Genomic DNA, 15,979 nt, shown 5'->3' on the forward strand with positions numbered 1-15,979 from the left:
AGAACTGTCGGGGGTCGCAAGTACGGTCGTCCCAGTTTCGGTGGAGCCGGGAAGGGGGCGCGGGCGTGGTTTCGGCGTACGTCGAGGGAGTCGGGGGCAGGCCGCTGCCGCGGTCCGGCCTGATCGCGCTGGCCGGGCGGGCGCTCGGCGCGATCCCGCCGCCGTTGCAGGTGCTCATCGGCATCTTCAGCGTGCAGGTCGGCGCGGCCCTGGCGAAGCAACTGTTCGCGGCGACCGGTCCGGCGGGCACGGTCGCGCTGCGGTTGTTCTTCGCGGCGGTCGTCCTGCTGCTGATCTGGCGGCCGTCGCTGCGGATCGGGCGGAAGGCGCTGCCGGTCGTGCTGGCCTACGGCGCGGTGCTCGCCGTGATGAACCTGTGCTTCTACCAGGCGATCGCCCGGATCCCGCTGGGGATCGCGGTGACCATCGAGTTCCTCGGGCCGCTGGTGGTGGCGCTGGCCGGTTCGCGCCGGTTGCTGGACGCGTTGTGGGCGCTGCTCGCCGCGGGCGGGGTCGTGCTGCTCAGCGAGTCGCGGGGTGACCTGTCCCTGGCCGGGATGCTGTTCGCGCTGGCCGCCGGGATCTGCTGGGGCAGCTACATCCTGCTCAGCGCCGCGCTGGGCAGCCGGACCACCGAGGGGAACGGGCTCGCGCTCGCGATGGCCGTGGCCGCGATCGTCGCGATGCCGGTCGGCGTCGTGGAGACCGGCAGCGGGCTGCTCGCGCCGTGGGTGCTGGCGATCGGGCTGGCCGTCGCGCTGCTGTCCTCGGTGATCCCGTACTCCCTGGAACTGGAGGCGCTGCGCACGATCCCGCCGCGCGTGTTCGGGATCCTGATGAGCCTGGAACCGGCGGTCGGCGCGCTCGCCGGGCTCGTGGTGCTCGGCGAGATGCTCCAGCCGCTGCAGTGGGTCGCGGTGTGCTGCGTGGTGATCGCGTCGATCGGCGCCACGCGCACGGCCAAACCGGCCACCTGATCGCGAAGCGGGTTCCCAGCCGGGCACTGACCGGTCGGCCGAGTTGTCCACACCGCCCTTCCCCATCCACAGATTTCGCGCGGACCCCGATCACCGGGGCCCGCGCGGATAGACTGGCCGTGGGGTCGCCCCCCAGGGAGTGGTGGGGGGTGGGTAAGGGGAAGGGCTGGTCAGACGTCTTCGTTGGAGCCGTAGCCGGGCATCTTGCCGGTGACCACGAAAACCATCCGCCGAGCCACCGAGACGGCGTGGTCGGAGAAGCGCTCGTAGAAGCGGCCCAGCAGCGTGACGTCCACCGCGGCGGCCACGCCGTGCGGCCAGTCGCGGTCCATGATCACGGTGAACAGGTGGCGGTGGATGTCGTCGACCTGGTCGTCCTCGGCCTCCAGGTTGCGGGCCGCGTCCACGTCCTTGGACTTGATCACCTGCTCGGCCTGCCGGGCCAGCTTCACCGCGACCTCGCCCATCTTGGCGAAGTCGCCGCGGACCTGATCGGGCAGCACCGGTTCCGGGTGCCGCCGCCGGGCCGCCTTCGCCACGTGCAGGGCCAGATCGCCCATCCGCTCCAGGCTTTCGGCCGCGTGGATCGCGGCGAGCACGGTCCGCAGGTCGGTCGCCACCGGGGCCTGCAGCGCGAGCAGCGCGTAGGCCTGCTCCTCGCACGCGGCCCGGGCGTCGTCGACCTTGGTGTCGTCGCTGATCACCCGCTCGGCCAGCTCCAGGTCGACTTCGAGCAATGCCTTGGTCGCCTTCTCCATCGCGTCCGCGACCTGGGCCGACATGGCGGCCAGCTGCCCGGCCAGTTCTTCGAGTTCGACGTGGTAAGCCTCGCGCATGGCCACACTTTACTGATGACACAACGCGAACGGCGCATCGCAGGGTGAACCGGACATGAACCCGGCCTAACGAATCACCTTTTCCGACCAGGCGAATCGATCAGCGAGCGGGCTTCTGCGGCCCGTCCGCCTGCACGTTCGGCTTCGGTTTGTCGTCCGGCATCGGCCCGTTCGCGATCAGCGCGCGGAAGATCGCCGCGGCCTTCGATTCAATCAGCACCTCGTTGCCGCGGGAGTTCGACTCGCCGGTCGTCGGCACGGTCAGGAAGTTGACCTTCGACGCGTCCATCCCCTTCATCGACTGGCCCAGCGTGAGCATCTGGTCCACCCCGATGTTGTCGCCGAAGGTGGCCCCCGCGAACGCCGTCACGAAAGCGCTCAGCTGACCCGGATCGGTCAGCACGCCGTGCGACATCACCTTCTGCAGCAACGAGGAAATGAACTGCTGCTGCCGCTTGATCCGGCCGTAGTCGGAGGTCACATCGCCCTTGACGTGCCGCGCCCGCACGAAGTTCAGCGCCTGGTCGCCGGAGATCGTGACGTCCCCGGTCTGCGAGATGACCATGCCCAGCGTCGTGTCGTCCACCGGCTTGTCCAGGTGCACGGTCACACCCTGCACCGCGTCGACCATGCCCTTGAACCCGTTGAAATCGATCCCGATGAAGTGGTTGATCTTCATCCCGGTCAGCTGCTGCACCCATTTCAGCGTGCACCGCGGACCGCCCACCGAGTAGGTGGTGTTCAGCTTGGTGATCTTCTCGCCGGGCACCTTCTCGGCGGTGTAGTCGGCCTTGACCGGGTCCCAGCGGTCGCATTCGGGCCGCTTGATCTCCAGGTCGCGCGGGAACGACACGACCACCGCGCGCTGCCGGTCGGCCGGGATGTGCGCGAGCATGATCGTGTCCGACCGCGCCCCCGGCACGCCGTCCTCGTCGCCGACGTCCTGACCGGGAACCGCACCGGCCCGCGTGTCCGAGCCGACGATGAGGAAGTTCTCGTCGCCGCGCTGCCCGGCCGCGTCCTGGATGTCCGAGGAGTTCTCGTCCAGCGCCGCGATCTCGTTGAACTTGTTGTTGAACCAGGTCTTCGTGCCCCACAGCGCGCCCGTGGCGAGGAACACCAGCGCGGCCAGCGCCACCGCGGTGATCCGCCCGGCCTTGATCGACCGCTCGTTGCGGCGCTGCTTCTTCTCCTGCAACCGGGTCTGCGGTGCCGCTTCCGGGACGGCCTCGGGCTCCGCGTCCGGTTTGGCGACCGGCTGGGCCACCTTGCGCGTCGGCTCGTCGGCCGGATCGTGGTGCACGACCCGCTGCAGCCGCGTCCGGGTCTGCTCGAGCAGTTGCGCGGGACGCGCGGCCAGCCGTTCCCGGCGCTGCTTGCGTTTCGCCTCCTCGGCCGCGAGTTCGTCGTGCGCGGCGGAGAACCGGGCGAGCGAGTTGTCGATCTTGCGCCGGTACTTGGTGGCGTCGTCGACCGGCTCCATCTCGTCGGTCATGGTCAGCCGGTCCTCGAGCGAGGGGGCCGGTGGCCGGCGGGGACGCGGCGGTCGCCGCGCGCGCGGCGGCGCGGACGGCGGCGGAGCGCCGTCGAGCGCGTTGCGGATCGAGTCCTGCGGCGGCTTCTGTGGCGGCTGGGCCGGTGGCGGCTCGGCAGGGGCTGGAGCGGGCGCCGCGGGCGGGGGCGGGGGTGCGGGCAGGGGAGCCGACGCCTGCGGCGGGCGCCGGGCGGCCGGGGGCGCCGGGCGCTGGGCCGGGCGGCGCGGAGCCCGCCGCACCGGCGGCTGGCCGGTGCCCGGGGCGGGTTGACGGCGCTGCGGGGCGGGCAAGTCGGACCGGCGCGTCTCCGGCGGCGCCGGCGGTGCCGGGCGCCGCGCCGCGGGGGGCGGGGGCGGTTGCGCCGCCGGGGGTTTTCGCTCGGGCGCGCGCGGCGGCTGCGGTTTCGGCGCGGCCTGCGGTTTCGGCGCCTCGGGCCGGGGATGCTGGCCGGTGTGCCGGGCCACCACCTCGGAGACGCTGATGCCGCCGTAGGTGTCCATCGAACGACGGCGCTTGCCGGACGCCTGGGCCCGGTTGTGGCGGATGCGCGCGAACCCGTCCGTCGGCCGGGGACCGGGAACTTGGTCGTCGGGCACCCGGTCTCCTTTCGCGTTGGTGGTTCGGCGATCTTCAGACGCCGCGCCGGTTCGTTCCGTTGCCCGCGCGCGCCGGTAGGCATCAACAAGATTCATCGCCGGTGCGTCGGGCATCGTTATCGTACGGATACCCGCCGTTCGTGACGACACCCTCCCGAGAACTTTTTTACGCACAGTGGGAATAGGGGGCCTCGCCGCCACGTTTTGGTTAAGTCGCTCGTCCGCGAAGTGGGCGACAAACCGGGCTTTGCTACCTACCGTGTGCGACGATCCGGATGTCGCCGCGCTCCCGGTAGGCGACCGCGTTGCGGCCCGCGTGTTTCGCCGCGTAGAGCAGCCGATCGGCCTGTTTGAGCTGGTGCGGCACGTCGACCCGGCCCGAGGGCTGGTACGCGAGCCCGATGCTCACGGTGACCGCGAACCCCGTGGCCAGTTCCGGCCACGAATGCCGGGCGACCCGGTCCCGGGCCCGTTCGGCCACCCCGAGCGCGGTGCCCGGCGGGACCCCGGGCAGCACCAGGGCGAACTCCTCGCCGCCGTACCGCGCGCAGAACCCGCCCGGCGGCAGGCCGTCGCGCAACAGCGAAACCGTGCGGCGCAGCACGTGGTCCCCGGCGGGGTGGCCGAAGGTGTCGTTGATCCGCTTGAACAGGTCGAGATCGACCAGCGCGAGCGCCAGCCCGTTCACCGCGCGCGGCCGCGAGGCGAGCCACAGATCCAGGAAGCGGCGGTTGTAGGTGGCGGTGAGCGCGTCGCGCAGGCTTTCCTCACGAGCCCGGTCGAGCGCGGTCCGCAGGTGCTCGTAGGCCTGTCGCCATTCACCCTGCGCCGCGAGCACCCCGGCGATCGACTCGTGCGGCCCGAACGGGTCCGCGAGCGCTTCCTGTTGTGACATCACCTCGATATCCGTCACCCAGTTCTTGTCGTCCGGTTCGTTGCCGGGCTTGAGCCATCGGTCCGACGGGACGCGAAGATCGCTCAAGCGGACTAAGACATGCGGCCGATTGGTGGTATCCAACCCCCCGATTGGCCGCTCAACGAGACGATGGGCACGGGGTGAACCCGTAGGCGCGGCCGTCTGCCAGGGCGACCCGGGCCGAGCCGATCTGCTCCCCGAGCGTCGCGCCCGCCCGGCGCAGGGTGATCGAAATGCCGAGGACGTAGATGACCCCGCTCGGCGGTTTGGTGGCGCCCTCCGGCGTCCAGTCCGGATCCGGCCGCAGCGTCGACAGGGCCGCGTAGACGTCCAGGGTCAGCCCGTTCAGCTCGCACGCCTTGCCGGTGAAGTCGGGATGCTGGGCACCGCGCAGGAACTCCTGCTGCGCCTGGGATCCCTGCCGCCCGGCCGCGTTGAGCTCGCTGAAGTAGCGATCGACCTTCTCCCGGTCGGATTCCGGCCGCGGCGGCGGATCGCTCGTGCAGCCCGCGACCAGCGCGGCCAGCAGGACCAGGCAACCGCCGAGCCGGCCGATCATGTGCCCTCCGCGTCGAATGCTCGGCGTTCCCGCTTCCGCGATCCAGTATGGCGGGGCTCAGCCGCCCGAGTGCATGTCCTCGGCCTCGGGGACGCGTTCGTCGTCCGGATCGTTCAGCCAGCCGTGCGGGAGGACGACCTTGCCCGGGGAACCCTGGCGGCCCCGGGGTCCCTCGGCGGCCGCCGGGAACGGGGCGTCCGCGTCCAGCTGCGCGATGAGTTCGTCGAGTTCGTCCAGGCTGGACACCATGGCGAACCGGCGGCGGAGTTCGGAGCCGACCGGGAAGCCCATGAAGTACCAGGCCATGTGTTTGCGCAGGTCGCGCATGGCCTTGGTGGCGCCGTCGTGCTGCACCAGCAGTTCGGCGTGGCGGCGCAGGATGCGCCCGACCTCGCCGAGGTTCGGGCCCGCCGGGATCTCGCGACCGGCGAAGGCGGCTTCGAGTTCGCCGAACAGCCACGGGCGGCCGAGGCAGCCGCGCCCGACGACGACCCCGTCGCAGCCGGTTTCGGCGACCATGCGCAGCGCGTCGGCCGCGGTGAAGATGTCGCCGTTGCCCAGGACCGGGATGGTGGTGACGGCTTCCTTCAGGCGCGCGATCGCACTCCAGTCGGCCTGGCCGGAGTACCGCTGCGCGGCGGTGCGCGCGTGCAGGGACACCGCGGCGGCGCCCTCGGCCTCGGCGATCCGGCCCGCGTCGAGGTAGGTGTGGTGGTCGTCGTCGATCCCGATGCGGAACTTGACGGTGAACGGCACGCCCGCGGATTCGGCGGCGCGGACCGAAGCCGCGACGATGTCGCCGAACAACCGGCGCTTGAACGGCAGCGCGGCGCCGCCGCCCTTGCGGGTCACCTTCGCCACCGGACAGCCGAAGTTGGCGTCCACGTGGTCGGCGAGCCCCTCCCCGACGATGATCTTGACGGCCTCGCCCATGGTCACCGGGTCGACCCCGTAGAGCTGCATCGACCGGGGGTATTCGCCCTGGTCGAAGGTCATCATGTGCATCGTGCCGGGATGCCGCTCCACCACCGCGCGGGCGGTGATCATCTCGCAGACGTACAGCCCGGCGCCGTACTCGCGGCACAGGCGCCGGAACGCGACGTTGGTGATCCCGGCCATCGGCGCGAGCACGACCGGCGGATCGACCTCGTACGGTCCGATCCGCAGCGCGGGCTTGCTCAGGGTGGCGGTCACGTCCTCCATTGTGGCTGGTGACGTGTGGCACGGGCGACTGGGCTGCTCCAGGGCTACTTGGCCAACTGGCTGACGCGCTGGAACGACACACCGAGTACCTCGCCCGCTTCACGCTGTGAGAGCCCTAGCGCGAGCAGTTCTTGCACCGCCGCTCGATTCTCGGCGGCAGCTTCCGCTTGCTTGCGTTGGGCTTGCTCGCGGAGGACCTCGGCGCGCGCCTGATGGTCCGTCACCGAACTCGGCAGGTGCACCTCGAGCTCGAGGTCGTACTCGTCGTTGCGAAGATCCTCCATGATCTCGATGAGGTCACTCGCCATCATCTCGACGTCCTTGTAGCGGAGGGCTTGGGTCGATCGGTTGATCTCGCGGACGCGGATGAGCCAGAACTTCCCGTCTCGAGTGACTTCGGCGTGGTAAGTCTTCACTTCTTCCACCATCCCTTCCCCAAGACCTCTTCGCACTCCTTGAAGATGTCCGCCGCGAAGATCTCGCCGAGTTCGTTGTGGCGCGGTATGGGTATCACCACGCCGTTCAGGGTGTAGACGGTGTGGTTGGCGCCTTCTCGGGCCAATACCCACTCGGCTTCGTGTTTCTTGGCCGCGGCGGCGATCTTCTTGATGACTTCGCGTCTCTTCACAGGGTATGTCTAGGCAGGGGTAGACGCAACCGTCAATAGCGGTCTAGACAGTTGCTTCGATGGTGTGACATGGCCCGGGTGGTGGCCGAATCGTCATCGGGCTTTGAGTAGTGCTACGCATCCGCGGCCGCGGTCCGCCGCCCATCCTGGGCGCATGCCCGATCGAGAAGCGCTCGGCAGGCTTGCCGAGGAGATAGACGACCTTGGGCGCCGCCTCGCGCGGGTCGGCGCCGAGATACGGAACCTGGGGGACGCACCGGAACCCGCACCGCGGCCGCAACCCGATCCCGCGTGGCAGCCGATGCCCCCGCCGCCGCCCGGGCCGCAGTGGATGCCGCCGCCCCCGCGGCAGTGGCAACCACCGCCGATGCCGCCGCCAGCGCCACCACGGCCGCCGCGCCGGTCGCTGGCCGAGGCGCTCGGGAGCGAAGGCGCGGGCAGCCGGTTGCTCGCCTGGGTCGGCGGCGCGGTCACCCTGCTCGGCGTGGTCCTGCTGCTCGTGCTGGCGATCCAGCGCGGCTGGCTTGGTCCGCTGCCGCGGGTGCTCCTCGGCGCCGCGCTCGGGCTCGGGCTGATCGGGACCGGAGCTTGGCTGCACCGCAATCCCGCCGGCCGGACCGGCGCGTTCGCGCTCGCCGCCACCGGGATCGCCGCGCTCTACCTGGACGCGATCGCGGCGACGACCCTGTACGAATTCCTGCCCGCGTTCGCCGGGCTCGCGGCCGGGCTCCTCGTCGCCGTCGGCGGGCTCGGCCTGGCCGCGCGCTGGGATTCCGCCTTGTTCGCCATCGCCGTGGTCGCCGGGTGCGCGGTGTGCGCGCCGGTGATCACCCGGGGCTTCACCCCGGAACTCGTGGCGTTCCTGCTGATGGTCCAGGTGGCCACGACCCCGGTGCAGCTGCGCCGGGACTGGACCGGGCTGGCCGTCGCCGCCGGGGTGCCGCCGCTGATGGCCTCGGTGTGCGGCACCGCGGTCACCGGCGAACCCGGCACCTGGGCGAACACGGCCGCCGCGCTCGCCGCCGGGGCGGTGGGCCTCGCCCTCGCCCTGATCGCCGCCCGCCGCCGCCCGGACGACGCGGCCGCGCTCGCCCTGCTCGCCGGGGCCGCGGCGCCCGCGCTGATCGCGGCCTGGCTCCTGCCGAAAACCCAGGCCGTGCCGGTTTCCGCCGGGGTGGCCGTGGCGCTGCTCGCCGTCTGGGCCACCCGGCGTTTCTGGCCCGGGCACGCGGGCGATCTGGCCGGGGCGGCCGGGCTGGTCGCGGCGCTGCAGGCGACCGTCCTCCAGTTCGACGGGACGGCTCGCGCGGCCGTGCTGCTCGGCGAGGCGTTGCTTCTCGTCCTGGTGGCGGCGTGGGCCCGCAACCGGGTCGCGTTGTCCGGGGCGCTCGGATTCGCCGTGCTCGGCGGGGTGCTCGCGCTGGCGCGGGACCTCCCGCCGGGGATGCTGCTGGTGTTCCGCTACCGCACCCCCGCCGCGCTCGCCGGGGCCGTCCTGGTGGCCGCGCTGATCCTGGCGGTCTCGATCGCGCTGCCGTGGGCCGCGTTCCGGCTCGAGGCGCTCCGCGCGCCCTCGGCGAACCTGCCGCCCTGGCTGATCGCCGGGGTCGCCGCGCTCTACGGGGCGGCCGGGGTCGTGCTGTCCGGGGCGCTGCTGGTGCTGCCCGGCCGGTCCGGGTTCCTGCTGGGGCACGCCGTGATCACGGTGTCCTGGACGGTCGCCGCGCTCGCGTTGCTGGTGCGCGGCATCGACGTGGTGGCCCTGCGGGTGATCGGCTTGGTGCTGGTCGGCGCGGCCGTGGTCAAACTGGTGCTGTTCGACCTCGCCGCGCTGGACGGGATGGCCCGGGTCTCCGCGTTCCTCGGCGCCGGGCTGATCCTGCTCGCCGCCGGGACCCGGTACGCGCGACTGGTCGCGAACCGGCGGGCGGGACACTGACCCGCCCGCCAGGCGACACTCAGTAGTCCACGTTCAGGCACGCCAGCCGCGCGCCCGCCATCCCGGCGTGGCCCGGGTCGGTGTGCGTGTGCGTTTCGTGGATGACGATCGACTTCGCGCGCCGTTCGCCGAACTGCCAGTCCACCTTGGAGTTGGCGTGCGCCCGGCCATGCGCGTTGGTGGTGAAGTCGAGCCAGATCTCGTTCCGCGGATTGGCGTAGGCCGGATCGACCGACGGGGACACCGGATCCTGGACGTTCTGGTAGTGCGGCCCGGCGTCGTTGCCGGTCGCGCCGCAGGCGTTCGTGTGCGCGTGGGCGCCGTATTCGCGGTTCGGCACCAGGCCCGCGACGGCGAACCAGGTGGTCGTGCCGAACCCGGACGAGGACACCGAGAGCACGTGGGCCTTCGAGTCCACCGGGACGAGATCGGGCTGGTAGGTGACCGCGTTGGCGCCCGGTTCGAACTCGCCGAACTCGCCGTGCGCGGCGACGACCCGGAAGTTGTGGCCGCCGCCGGCTTCGGACGCGGCGGCCGCCGGTCCGGCGGCGGTGAGCGCCGTGGCGGCGACGAGGACGGTGGTCAGGACTCCCGCGACGATTCGCATGATCATTCCTTAACCCGGCAACGACTGACGGGGCCATTATTCCCACTCGGACGTGTGATGTATTTCCGGTCCACCCAGTGGCATCACGAGCACCGGAAATGCCGAATCCGCTCGTAATGTGGGCCTGTGACTACAACCGTCGACGCGCCCGCGGACCGCACCTGGCTGGTGGCGGTCGCGGCCGCGCTCTGGGGGACCGACGGACTGCTGCGGCTGCCGCTGGCCGAAGCGTTGCCTGCGGGAACCGTGGTGTTCTGGGAACATTTGCTGGTGGTGCTCGTGCTCAGCCCGCTCATCCCGGCCGCGCTGCGCGCGCTTCGGCGCGGCACGCCCCGGGAGTGGTTCGCGGTGCTGGTGATCGGGGGCGGTTCCTCGGCACTGGCCACCGCGCTGTTCACCGCGGCCTTCCAAACCGGTGATCCGATCACCCCGCTGGTCCTGCAGAAACTGCAACCGCTGTTCGCCGTGCTCGCCGCCTTCGGAGTGCTCGGCGAACGCATCCGCGCCGGTTACGCCCTGTTCGCGGTGCCCGCGCTGATCGGGGCCTGGCTGCTCGCCTTCGCCGATCCGCTGCACATCCAGCTCTCCGCGGTGCGGGCGGCGCTGCTGGCCATCGGCGCGGCGGTGCTCTGGGCGGCCGGGACCGTGCTCGGGCGCCTGGTGTCCACCCGCCTGGCGCCGCGCGAGGTGACCGTGCTGCGGTTCACCGTCGGGCTGCCGGTGGCCGCGATCATCGTCGCGGCCCAGGGCAGCTCGTTCGCGGTCGGCTGGGGCAACGCGTTCGGCCTCGCCCTGCTGGCCTTCGTCCCGGGTTTGCTCGCGCTGAGCCTGTACTACGCGGGACTGCGGTCCACTCCGGCCGCCCGGGCCACCCTGGCCGAACTCGCGTTCCCGGCGACCGCTGCCCTGATCGGAGTGTCCTTTCTGGACGCTCACCTGCGGGCGACCCAGTGGCTGGGGCTGGTGATCGTGGTGGTCGCGGTGACCGCGCTCGGCTGGCACGAGAAGGTCCGGCGGCGCCCGGTGGTGCTGGAGCCCGCGTTGTGACCGGCGAACCGGAGGAGACGGAGAACCAGCGGCTCACGCGCAACGTGAACGAGCTGCTCGGTGAGCTGCGGGTCGCGCAGGCCGGGGTGCAGATCCTGTTCGGCTTCCTGCTCACCGTCGTGTTCACCGACGCCTTCCGGCACGCCAGCGGGTTCGAGAAGGCCGTGCACCTGTGCGCGGTCCTGCTCGCGGTGCTGTCCACGGTCCTGCTGTCCGCACCCGCCGCGTGGCACCGGATCCTGTTCCGCCGCGGCGCCCGCGCGGAGATCCTCAACGCGGGCAACCGCTCGGTGATCGCCGGGCTGGTCTGCCTGGCCGGGGCGGTGACCCTGACCGTCGCGCTGATCGCCAAGGTGGTGTACGGCCCGATCTCGATGGCCGTGGTGGGCGTGCTCGCCGGGGGCGCGTTCGCCGTGGTGTGGTTCGTCCTGCCGCGCCGCCTCGACCCCTAGCGGCAGCCCACCTCCCGCGCCAGCAGGTCGTCCTCGGTTTCGCGGCGGACCAGCAGGCTCGCGTGCCCGTCGCGGACGCCGACCAGCGGCGGGCGGCCGACGAGGTTGTAGTTCGACGCCAGCGAGTGGTGGTAGGCGCCGGTGCACGGCACCGCGAGCAAATCGCCCGCGCGCAGGTCGCCGGGCAGCGCGATGTCCTCGGCCAGGACGTCACCGGATTCGCAGTGCCGCCCCACCACCACCATCGGCTTCCGCGGCGCCGCCGAATACCGGCCGACCAGCCGGGCGGTGTACCGCGCGCCGTACAGCGCGGGCCGCGGGTTGTCGCTCATCCCGCCGTCCACCGCGACGAACGTCCGCCCGCCGCGTTTCACCGCGCACACCCGGTACACGGTGATCCCGGCCTGCCCGACGATCGACCGGCCCGGTTCGATCGTCAGGCGGGGCATCGGGAAATCGCGCGACGAGCATTCGAAACCGATCGCCACCCGCAACCGGCGCGCGTAGCCCTGCAGATCGAACGGCGCCTCGCCGGGCAGGTACCCGATCGCCTGCCCGCCGCCGAGGTCGAGCTGGCGCAGGGTGATCCCGTGGGTGTCCCGGATCCGCGCGAGTTCGGCGATCATCCGCCGGGCGGCCTCCTCGTATTTGTCCACTCGGGACACCTGGGAACCGATGTGGCAGTGCAGCCCGGCCAGGCGCAGGCTCGGCTGCGCGAGCACCGCGGCCACCGCGCGGTCGAGGTTGTCCGGCACGTCGCCGCGCAGCGAGAAGCCGAACTTCTGGCCCTCGGCGCCGGTGCTGATCTTGGCGTGGGTCCGGGCGTCCACATCGGGCGTGACCCGCAGCAGCACGTCCTGTCGGTGCGGCGCGAGCGCGCCGAGCTGCGCGATCTCGTCGAGCGAGTCGAGCACGATCCGCCCCACCCGGTAGCTCAGCGCGGCCTTCAGGTCCTCGGGCGTCTTCGCGTTGCCGTGCAACAGGATTCGCTCCGCGGGGAAGCCGATCGACCGCGCCATCGCGATTTCGCCCGCGGAGCAGGTGTCCAGCGACAGCCCCTCCTCGGCGATCCAGCGCAGCACGGCGCCGGAGGACAGCGCCTTGCTCGCGAACGCCACCTCCGCCTCCGGCAGCGCCGCGGTGTAGGCGCGGGCGCGGGCGCGGACCGCGTTCTCGTCGATCAGGTACGCCGGGGTGCCGAACCGCGCGGCGAGCTGGCTGACCGGCGCGCCGGCGAAGATCAGCTCACCGTCGCGGCCCAGCCGCGTCCCCGGCGGCCAGGTGTCGTGCTCGAGGTGATCGGCTACTGAGCAGCCAAGGCTTGGCAGCAGCTCGGCGAGCGTCACTGTTACCTCCGTGCTTCGGATCGGTTTCCGACATCCGCAAGCACAGCGCCGCGACCGCGTGCTGGGCGGATCGCCTACGAGGTCCTGACGCGCTGGGTGGAGGCGTTGACGTGATGTTGACGCCCGGGTGGTGGTCACCACATTCGAGCGCCGGGCGTATTCGCAGGTCAGGCTGCCAGATTCCAGTCCCGGAGCAGGGCGGCGACCCGGGCGCGCCCGGGTTCGTCCAGGCGGCTGCTGGGCGGCCGGACCGCGGGCAGGCAGAGCCCGAGCTGCGCGAGGGCCTCCTTCACCACGCTCACGTTGTCCGCCGACGCCGCCGCGGCCCGCAGCTCCTCGAACCCGCGGATCCGCTCCCACACGCGCATCGCGCCGCCGAAGTTCCCGGACTCGAGCGCGCCGAACATCGCCAGCGAGGCCGCCGGGTCGACGTTCACCAGGCCGGAGGTGAACCCGGTCGCGCCGACCGCGAAATAGCCGGGGGCGGCCAGTTCGGCCAGGCCCGCGATCCAGGCGAACCGGGACAGCCCCGCGTCCCGGGCGACCGCGGCGAACCGCGCCGGATCGGGCACCGCGTACTTGACCCCGATGACGTTCGGGCAGGCCGCGCCGAGTTCGGCCAGCCGGGCGCCGTCGACCGCCGGGTCGCGCAGGTACAGCACGACGCCCAGTTCGGGCACCGCCGCGGCGATCGCCCGGTGGTAGTCGACCCAGCCTCGCGCGGAGATGTACGGGTGCGCCGGCTGGTGGACCATGATCATCTCGGCGCCGAGTTCGCGGGCGTGCCGCGCGGCGCGGACCGCGGTGTCCACGTCGTGGCCGACCCCGGCCAGCACGCTCGCCCCGGTCCCGGCCGCCCGCACCGCGAGTTCCACGCAGCACCGGGCCTCCGCTTCGGTCAGCGCGTAGAACTCGCCGGTGTTCCCGTTCGGCGTCACCACCTCCACCCCGGCCCCGAGCAGCCGGTCGATCAGGCGGACGTAGGCGTCCCGGTCCACCGCCCCGCCGGAGTCGAACGGGGTCACCGGAATGGCCACCACACCGGCCAGCCGGGCCCGGACGCGGTCGAACGCCACGGCGCCTCCCGAGCTTCGCTTGTGCATGTCAGATCTGATATATGATACTCGGAGCCGTGCGATCGCGGTCAATTCGGTTGACCGCCCACCGGCGGCCCGCGACCATCGATCGATGCGAATCTTCCTGCGCACCGAGCGGATGTCGCTGCGCCGCTTTACCGAGTCCGATGTGGACAAGCTGGTCGAACTGGACAGCGACCCCGAGGTCATGCGGTACCTCAACGACGGCAGGCCGACCCCGCGCTCGGAGGTGGAGAACCGGATCCTCCCGCTGTACTTCGGCTACTACGCGCGGTACGAGGGGTTCGGCTGGTGGGCGGCGATCGAGGAGGCGAGCGGCGAGTTCCTGGGCTGGTTCGAGTTCCGGCCGCATGAAGGCGACGAACCCGGCGACGTGGAACTCGGCTACCGGCTGCGGAAACGCTTCTGGGGCAAGGGGTACGCGACCGAAGGTGGCCGCGCGCTGATCCACCGGGGCTTCACCGAGCTCGGCGTGCGCCGGGTGTACGCCCAGACCATGGCGGTGAACCGGGGGTCCCGGCGGGTCCTGGAGAAATGCGGCCTCCGCTTCGTCCGCACGTTCCACGAGGACTGGGCGGAGCCCATCGAGGGCAGCGAGCACGGCGAGGTCGAGTACGCCCTCACCCGCGCCGAGTGGGCCCGGCAGGAGAAGCCCTGAGCTGGGTGTCGCTGGAAACCCTCGTTCGGTGGGCGGCCGATGCGCGGTGTCCGCTGGGCGAAGAGGCCGCGCGCCGAATGGGTGGAACACCGGGCATCGGGCCCGCTCCGGTGGCAATTTTCCGCGAGATGCGCGGGAAGTGCGGCGGAACCGCTCGGGTGGTTCGCCGCCGACCGGCCTAATGGAACACTCCGCGGGGCGGAGATCGCACCGCGGAGTGTCCATTCACTCGGTCAAGAACTCACCGGGCCGGGGGCACTGACTGACCCCCGTCGCCACAACCGATCAAAATGATCAGAATTTGAAGACCGCGCCCTTTATGGCGTCCAGCACACAGTCATTGGGGAACTTTTCCTGATATTGGACCGGCTGGCCTTTCCAGTAGCCGTACGCTGTCACGTACAGCGGCGCGTAGATCAGGTAACACGGCCGCTGCCGATCGACTTCGAGCGAAGTTATGTCCCCGTTCACTTTCGCCAGCTCCGCGCATGCCAATTCGGACAGTGGGTGCGAGCCGCCCGTCGGCTGACAGGTCAGTGTCACCCGCTTGGCGGAAGGGAGGGGGCGCTCACCTGGGTTGACGCTGAGCAGCAGCCAGGTGGATTTCAGGTCCTGGGTCGGGGTGGGCGCGGCCGTGGCGGTCGCGGTGGTGCAGAGGAGGAACGCCGCGGCTAATGCGAGCGCACCTGCGAGAAATCGCTTGTGAAGCATGTTCACCCTTCAGCTGAAACGATTGGTGGTACGGGGGCGCCTTGTGGGTGGCCCCACTCGTGAATACGGATTGACAGATATGCACTCTCTGTGATGAGTGTCACTGCGAGGTTCAGACCTTCGGATTGCTTCCCACGAACGGCGGTACGAGCCGTGAGAACGGAATGCCAAAGTTGCGTCTCGAGCGACAAGGCTTGGCGAACACGCGCCCCGAAAGGATCGAGCGGCAATCCCGTGAGATCGTTTGCCGGGGCGAAGGGAAAATTGTGACCAGCAGGGGTGATGCAAATGTTCGTGCGTTTTGCTCGGCGAAGACCGAGACATTCTGGAGGGAGTGTGTCCGGCTTCGCCCGGCGTTGATCCGAACGGCTTGCCGGTGTGGTGTCGAGGTGGACGCGGAGGATATCGTGCACGAGGCGTTTCTCCGGGCCGCCGGGCACCGCGAGCTCGACCTCGCCCGGCTCGCTCCCTTCCTGGTGACCGTGATCAAGCGCCTGTGTGTCGACGACCTCCGCCGCCGGACGGCCGCCCAGCAGGTTGCCTTGCACCCGCGCCTGTTGCCACCGGAGGTGGCCGATCCGGAGGAGATGGCCGCGAATCGGGACGAGGCGAGGTGGATCATGGACCGGTGTGGACGCTTGAGCGAACGCGAATGCTTTGTCCTGCTCCGCCTGGAGCAGGGAATGTCCCACGAAGAAATATCCCGTCTGCTCGGAACCACGAGACGGGCGACGGAGTGCATCGCGAGCCGCGCTAGGCTGAGGGTTCGCGATCTGGTAGCCAGCCGGGTACGTGCCGCACGCGCGCCCGGCGACTGAAGGGGTCCTGGCGCGGTGTAGCAGGGCGCCGCGCCGGGACCCCCCTTCGGTCTC

17 protein-coding genes are annotated in these 15,979 nt (G+C 71.1%); 6 read left to right on the forward strand and 11 right to left on the reverse strand.

Annotation, left to right across the window (positions count from 1 at the left end; genetic code table 11):
• The first annotated feature begins 65 nt into the window (after positions 1–65).
• On the forward strand, positions 66–977 hold the full coding sequence (locus FXO23_RS13070) for an EamA family transporter (RefSeq protein WP_158884428.1): 912 nt from the start codon (positions 66–68) through the stop codon (positions 975–977).
• Between the two features lie 170 nt (positions 978–1,147).
• Here the strand turns inward: FXO23_RS13070 and phoU are convergent, their stop codons facing one another.
• From phoU to FXO23_RS13105, 7 genes are all read right to left on the reverse strand, one after another.
• Complete coding sequence (gene phoU, locus FXO23_RS13075) at positions 1,148–1,813, reverse strand: phosphate signaling complex protein PhoU (RefSeq protein WP_158884430.1); 666 nt, start codon at positions 1,811–1,813, stop codon at positions 1,148–1,150.
• 100 nt (positions 1,814–1,913) lie between these two features.
• Positions 1,914–3,944, reverse strand: a complete 2,031-nt coding sequence (locus FXO23_RS13080; RefSeq protein ID WP_343034478.1) for an LCP family protein — start codon at positions 3,942–3,944, stop codon at positions 1,914–1,916.
• A gap of 250 nt (positions 3,945–4,194) precedes the next feature.
• Positions 4,195–4,857 (reverse strand): GGDEF domain-containing protein, encoded by a 663-nt coding sequence (locus FXO23_RS13085; protein WP_425484862.1) that lies wholly within the window; start codon positions 4,855–4,857, stop codon positions 4,195–4,197.
• Positions 4,858–4,978: 121 nt separating this feature from the next.
• Positions 4,979–5,419, reverse strand: a complete 441-nt coding sequence (locus FXO23_RS13090) for a hypothetical protein (protein WP_158884432.1) — start codon at positions 5,417–5,419, stop codon at positions 4,979–4,981.
• 57 nt (positions 5,420–5,476) lie between these two features.
• Positions 5,477–6,622: a tRNA dihydrouridine synthase DusB gene (gene dusB, locus FXO23_RS13095; protein ID WP_158884435.1), complete on the reverse strand. Its 1,146-nt coding sequence runs from the start codon at positions 6,620–6,622 to the stop codon at positions 5,477–5,479.
• Between the two features lie 44 nt (positions 6,623–6,666).
• Positions 6,667–7,050 (reverse strand): HicB family toxin-antitoxin system, encoded by a 384-nt coding sequence (locus FXO23_RS13100; RefSeq protein WP_158884437.1) that lies wholly within the window; start codon positions 7,048–7,050, stop codon positions 6,667–6,669.
• Entirely contained in the window at positions 7,035–7,250 is a 216-nt protein-coding gene (locus FXO23_RS13105; protein WP_158884439.1) for a hypothetical protein, read from the reverse strand. The genes FXO23_RS13100 and FXO23_RS13105 overlap by 16 nt, the downstream gene beginning before the upstream one ends.
• A gap of 154 nt (positions 7,251–7,404) precedes the next feature.
• Here FXO23_RS13105 and FXO23_RS13110 point away from each other — a divergent pair, with 154 nt between their 5' ends.
• Complete coding sequence (locus tag FXO23_RS13110) at positions 7,405–9,189, forward strand: DUF2339 domain-containing protein (protein WP_158884441.1); 1,785 nt, start codon at positions 7,405–7,407, stop codon at positions 9,187–9,189.
• 19 nt (positions 9,190–9,208) lie between these two features.
• Here the strand turns inward: FXO23_RS13110 and FXO23_RS13115 are convergent, their stop codons facing one another.
• A complete protein-coding gene (locus FXO23_RS13115; protein ID WP_158884443.1) occupies positions 9,209–9,796 on the reverse strand; it encodes a superoxide dismutase in 588 nt (195 codons plus the stop codon).
• Between the two features lie 126 nt (positions 9,797–9,922).
• Between FXO23_RS13115 and FXO23_RS13120 the strand changes: the two genes are divergently transcribed.
• Positions 9,923–10,843: a DMT family transporter gene (locus FXO23_RS13120; protein WP_158884445.1), complete on the forward strand. Its 921-nt coding sequence runs from the start codon at positions 9,923–9,925 to the stop codon at positions 10,841–10,843.
• Positions 10,840–11,295, forward strand: a complete 456-nt coding sequence (locus tag FXO23_RS13125) for a DUF6328 family protein (protein ID WP_158884447.1) — start codon at positions 10,840–10,842, stop codon at positions 11,293–11,295. The genes FXO23_RS13120 and FXO23_RS13125 overlap by 4 nt, the downstream gene beginning before the upstream one ends.
• On the opposite strand, the gene lysA is transcribed toward FXO23_RS13125, so the two are convergent.
• Together lysA and FXO23_RS13135 are read right to left on the reverse strand one after the other, a co-directional pair.
• Positions 11,292–12,641 carry a diaminopimelate decarboxylase gene (gene lysA / locus FXO23_RS13130; RefSeq protein ID WP_158884449.1) on the reverse strand — a complete coding sequence of 450 codons (1,350 nt, stop codon included), beginning with the start codon at positions 12,639–12,641 and terminating at the stop codon, positions 11,292–11,294. The two genes, FXO23_RS13125 and lysA, sit on opposite strands and share 4 nt — an antisense overlap.
• Positions 12,642–12,808: 167 nt before the next feature.
• A complete protein-coding gene (locus FXO23_RS13135; RefSeq protein ID WP_246257182.1) occupies positions 12,809–13,717 on the reverse strand; it encodes a dihydrodipicolinate synthase family protein in 909 nt (302 codons plus the stop codon).
• Between the two features lie 112 nt (positions 13,718–13,829).
• Between FXO23_RS13135 and FXO23_RS13140 the strand changes: the two genes are divergently transcribed.
• Positions 13,830–14,396: a GNAT family N-acetyltransferase gene (locus FXO23_RS13140; RefSeq protein WP_158884453.1), complete on the forward strand. Its 567-nt coding sequence runs from the start codon at positions 13,830–13,832 to the stop codon at positions 14,394–14,396.
• A gap of 294 nt (positions 14,397–14,690) precedes the next feature.
• Here the strand turns inward: FXO23_RS13140 and FXO23_RS13145 are convergent, their stop codons facing one another.
• Complete coding sequence (locus FXO23_RS13145) at positions 14,691–15,107, reverse strand: SSI family serine proteinase inhibitor (protein ID WP_158884455.1); 417 nt, start codon at positions 15,105–15,107, stop codon at positions 14,691–14,693.
• A 164-nt stretch (positions 15,108–15,271) separates the two neighbouring features.
• Here FXO23_RS13145 and FXO23_RS13150 point away from each other — a divergent pair, with 164 nt between their 5' ends.
• Complete coding sequence (locus tag FXO23_RS13150; RefSeq protein WP_158884457.1) at positions 15,272–15,925, forward strand: RNA polymerase sigma factor; 654 nt, start codon at positions 15,272–15,274, stop codon at positions 15,923–15,925.
• Positions 15,926–15,979: the final 54 nt, after the last annotated feature.

Source organism: Amycolatopsis anabasis (assembly GCF_009765355.1).
Lineage (GTDB): Bacteria > Actinomycetota > Actinomycetes > Mycobacteriales > Pseudonocardiaceae > Amycolatopsis > Amycolatopsis anabasis.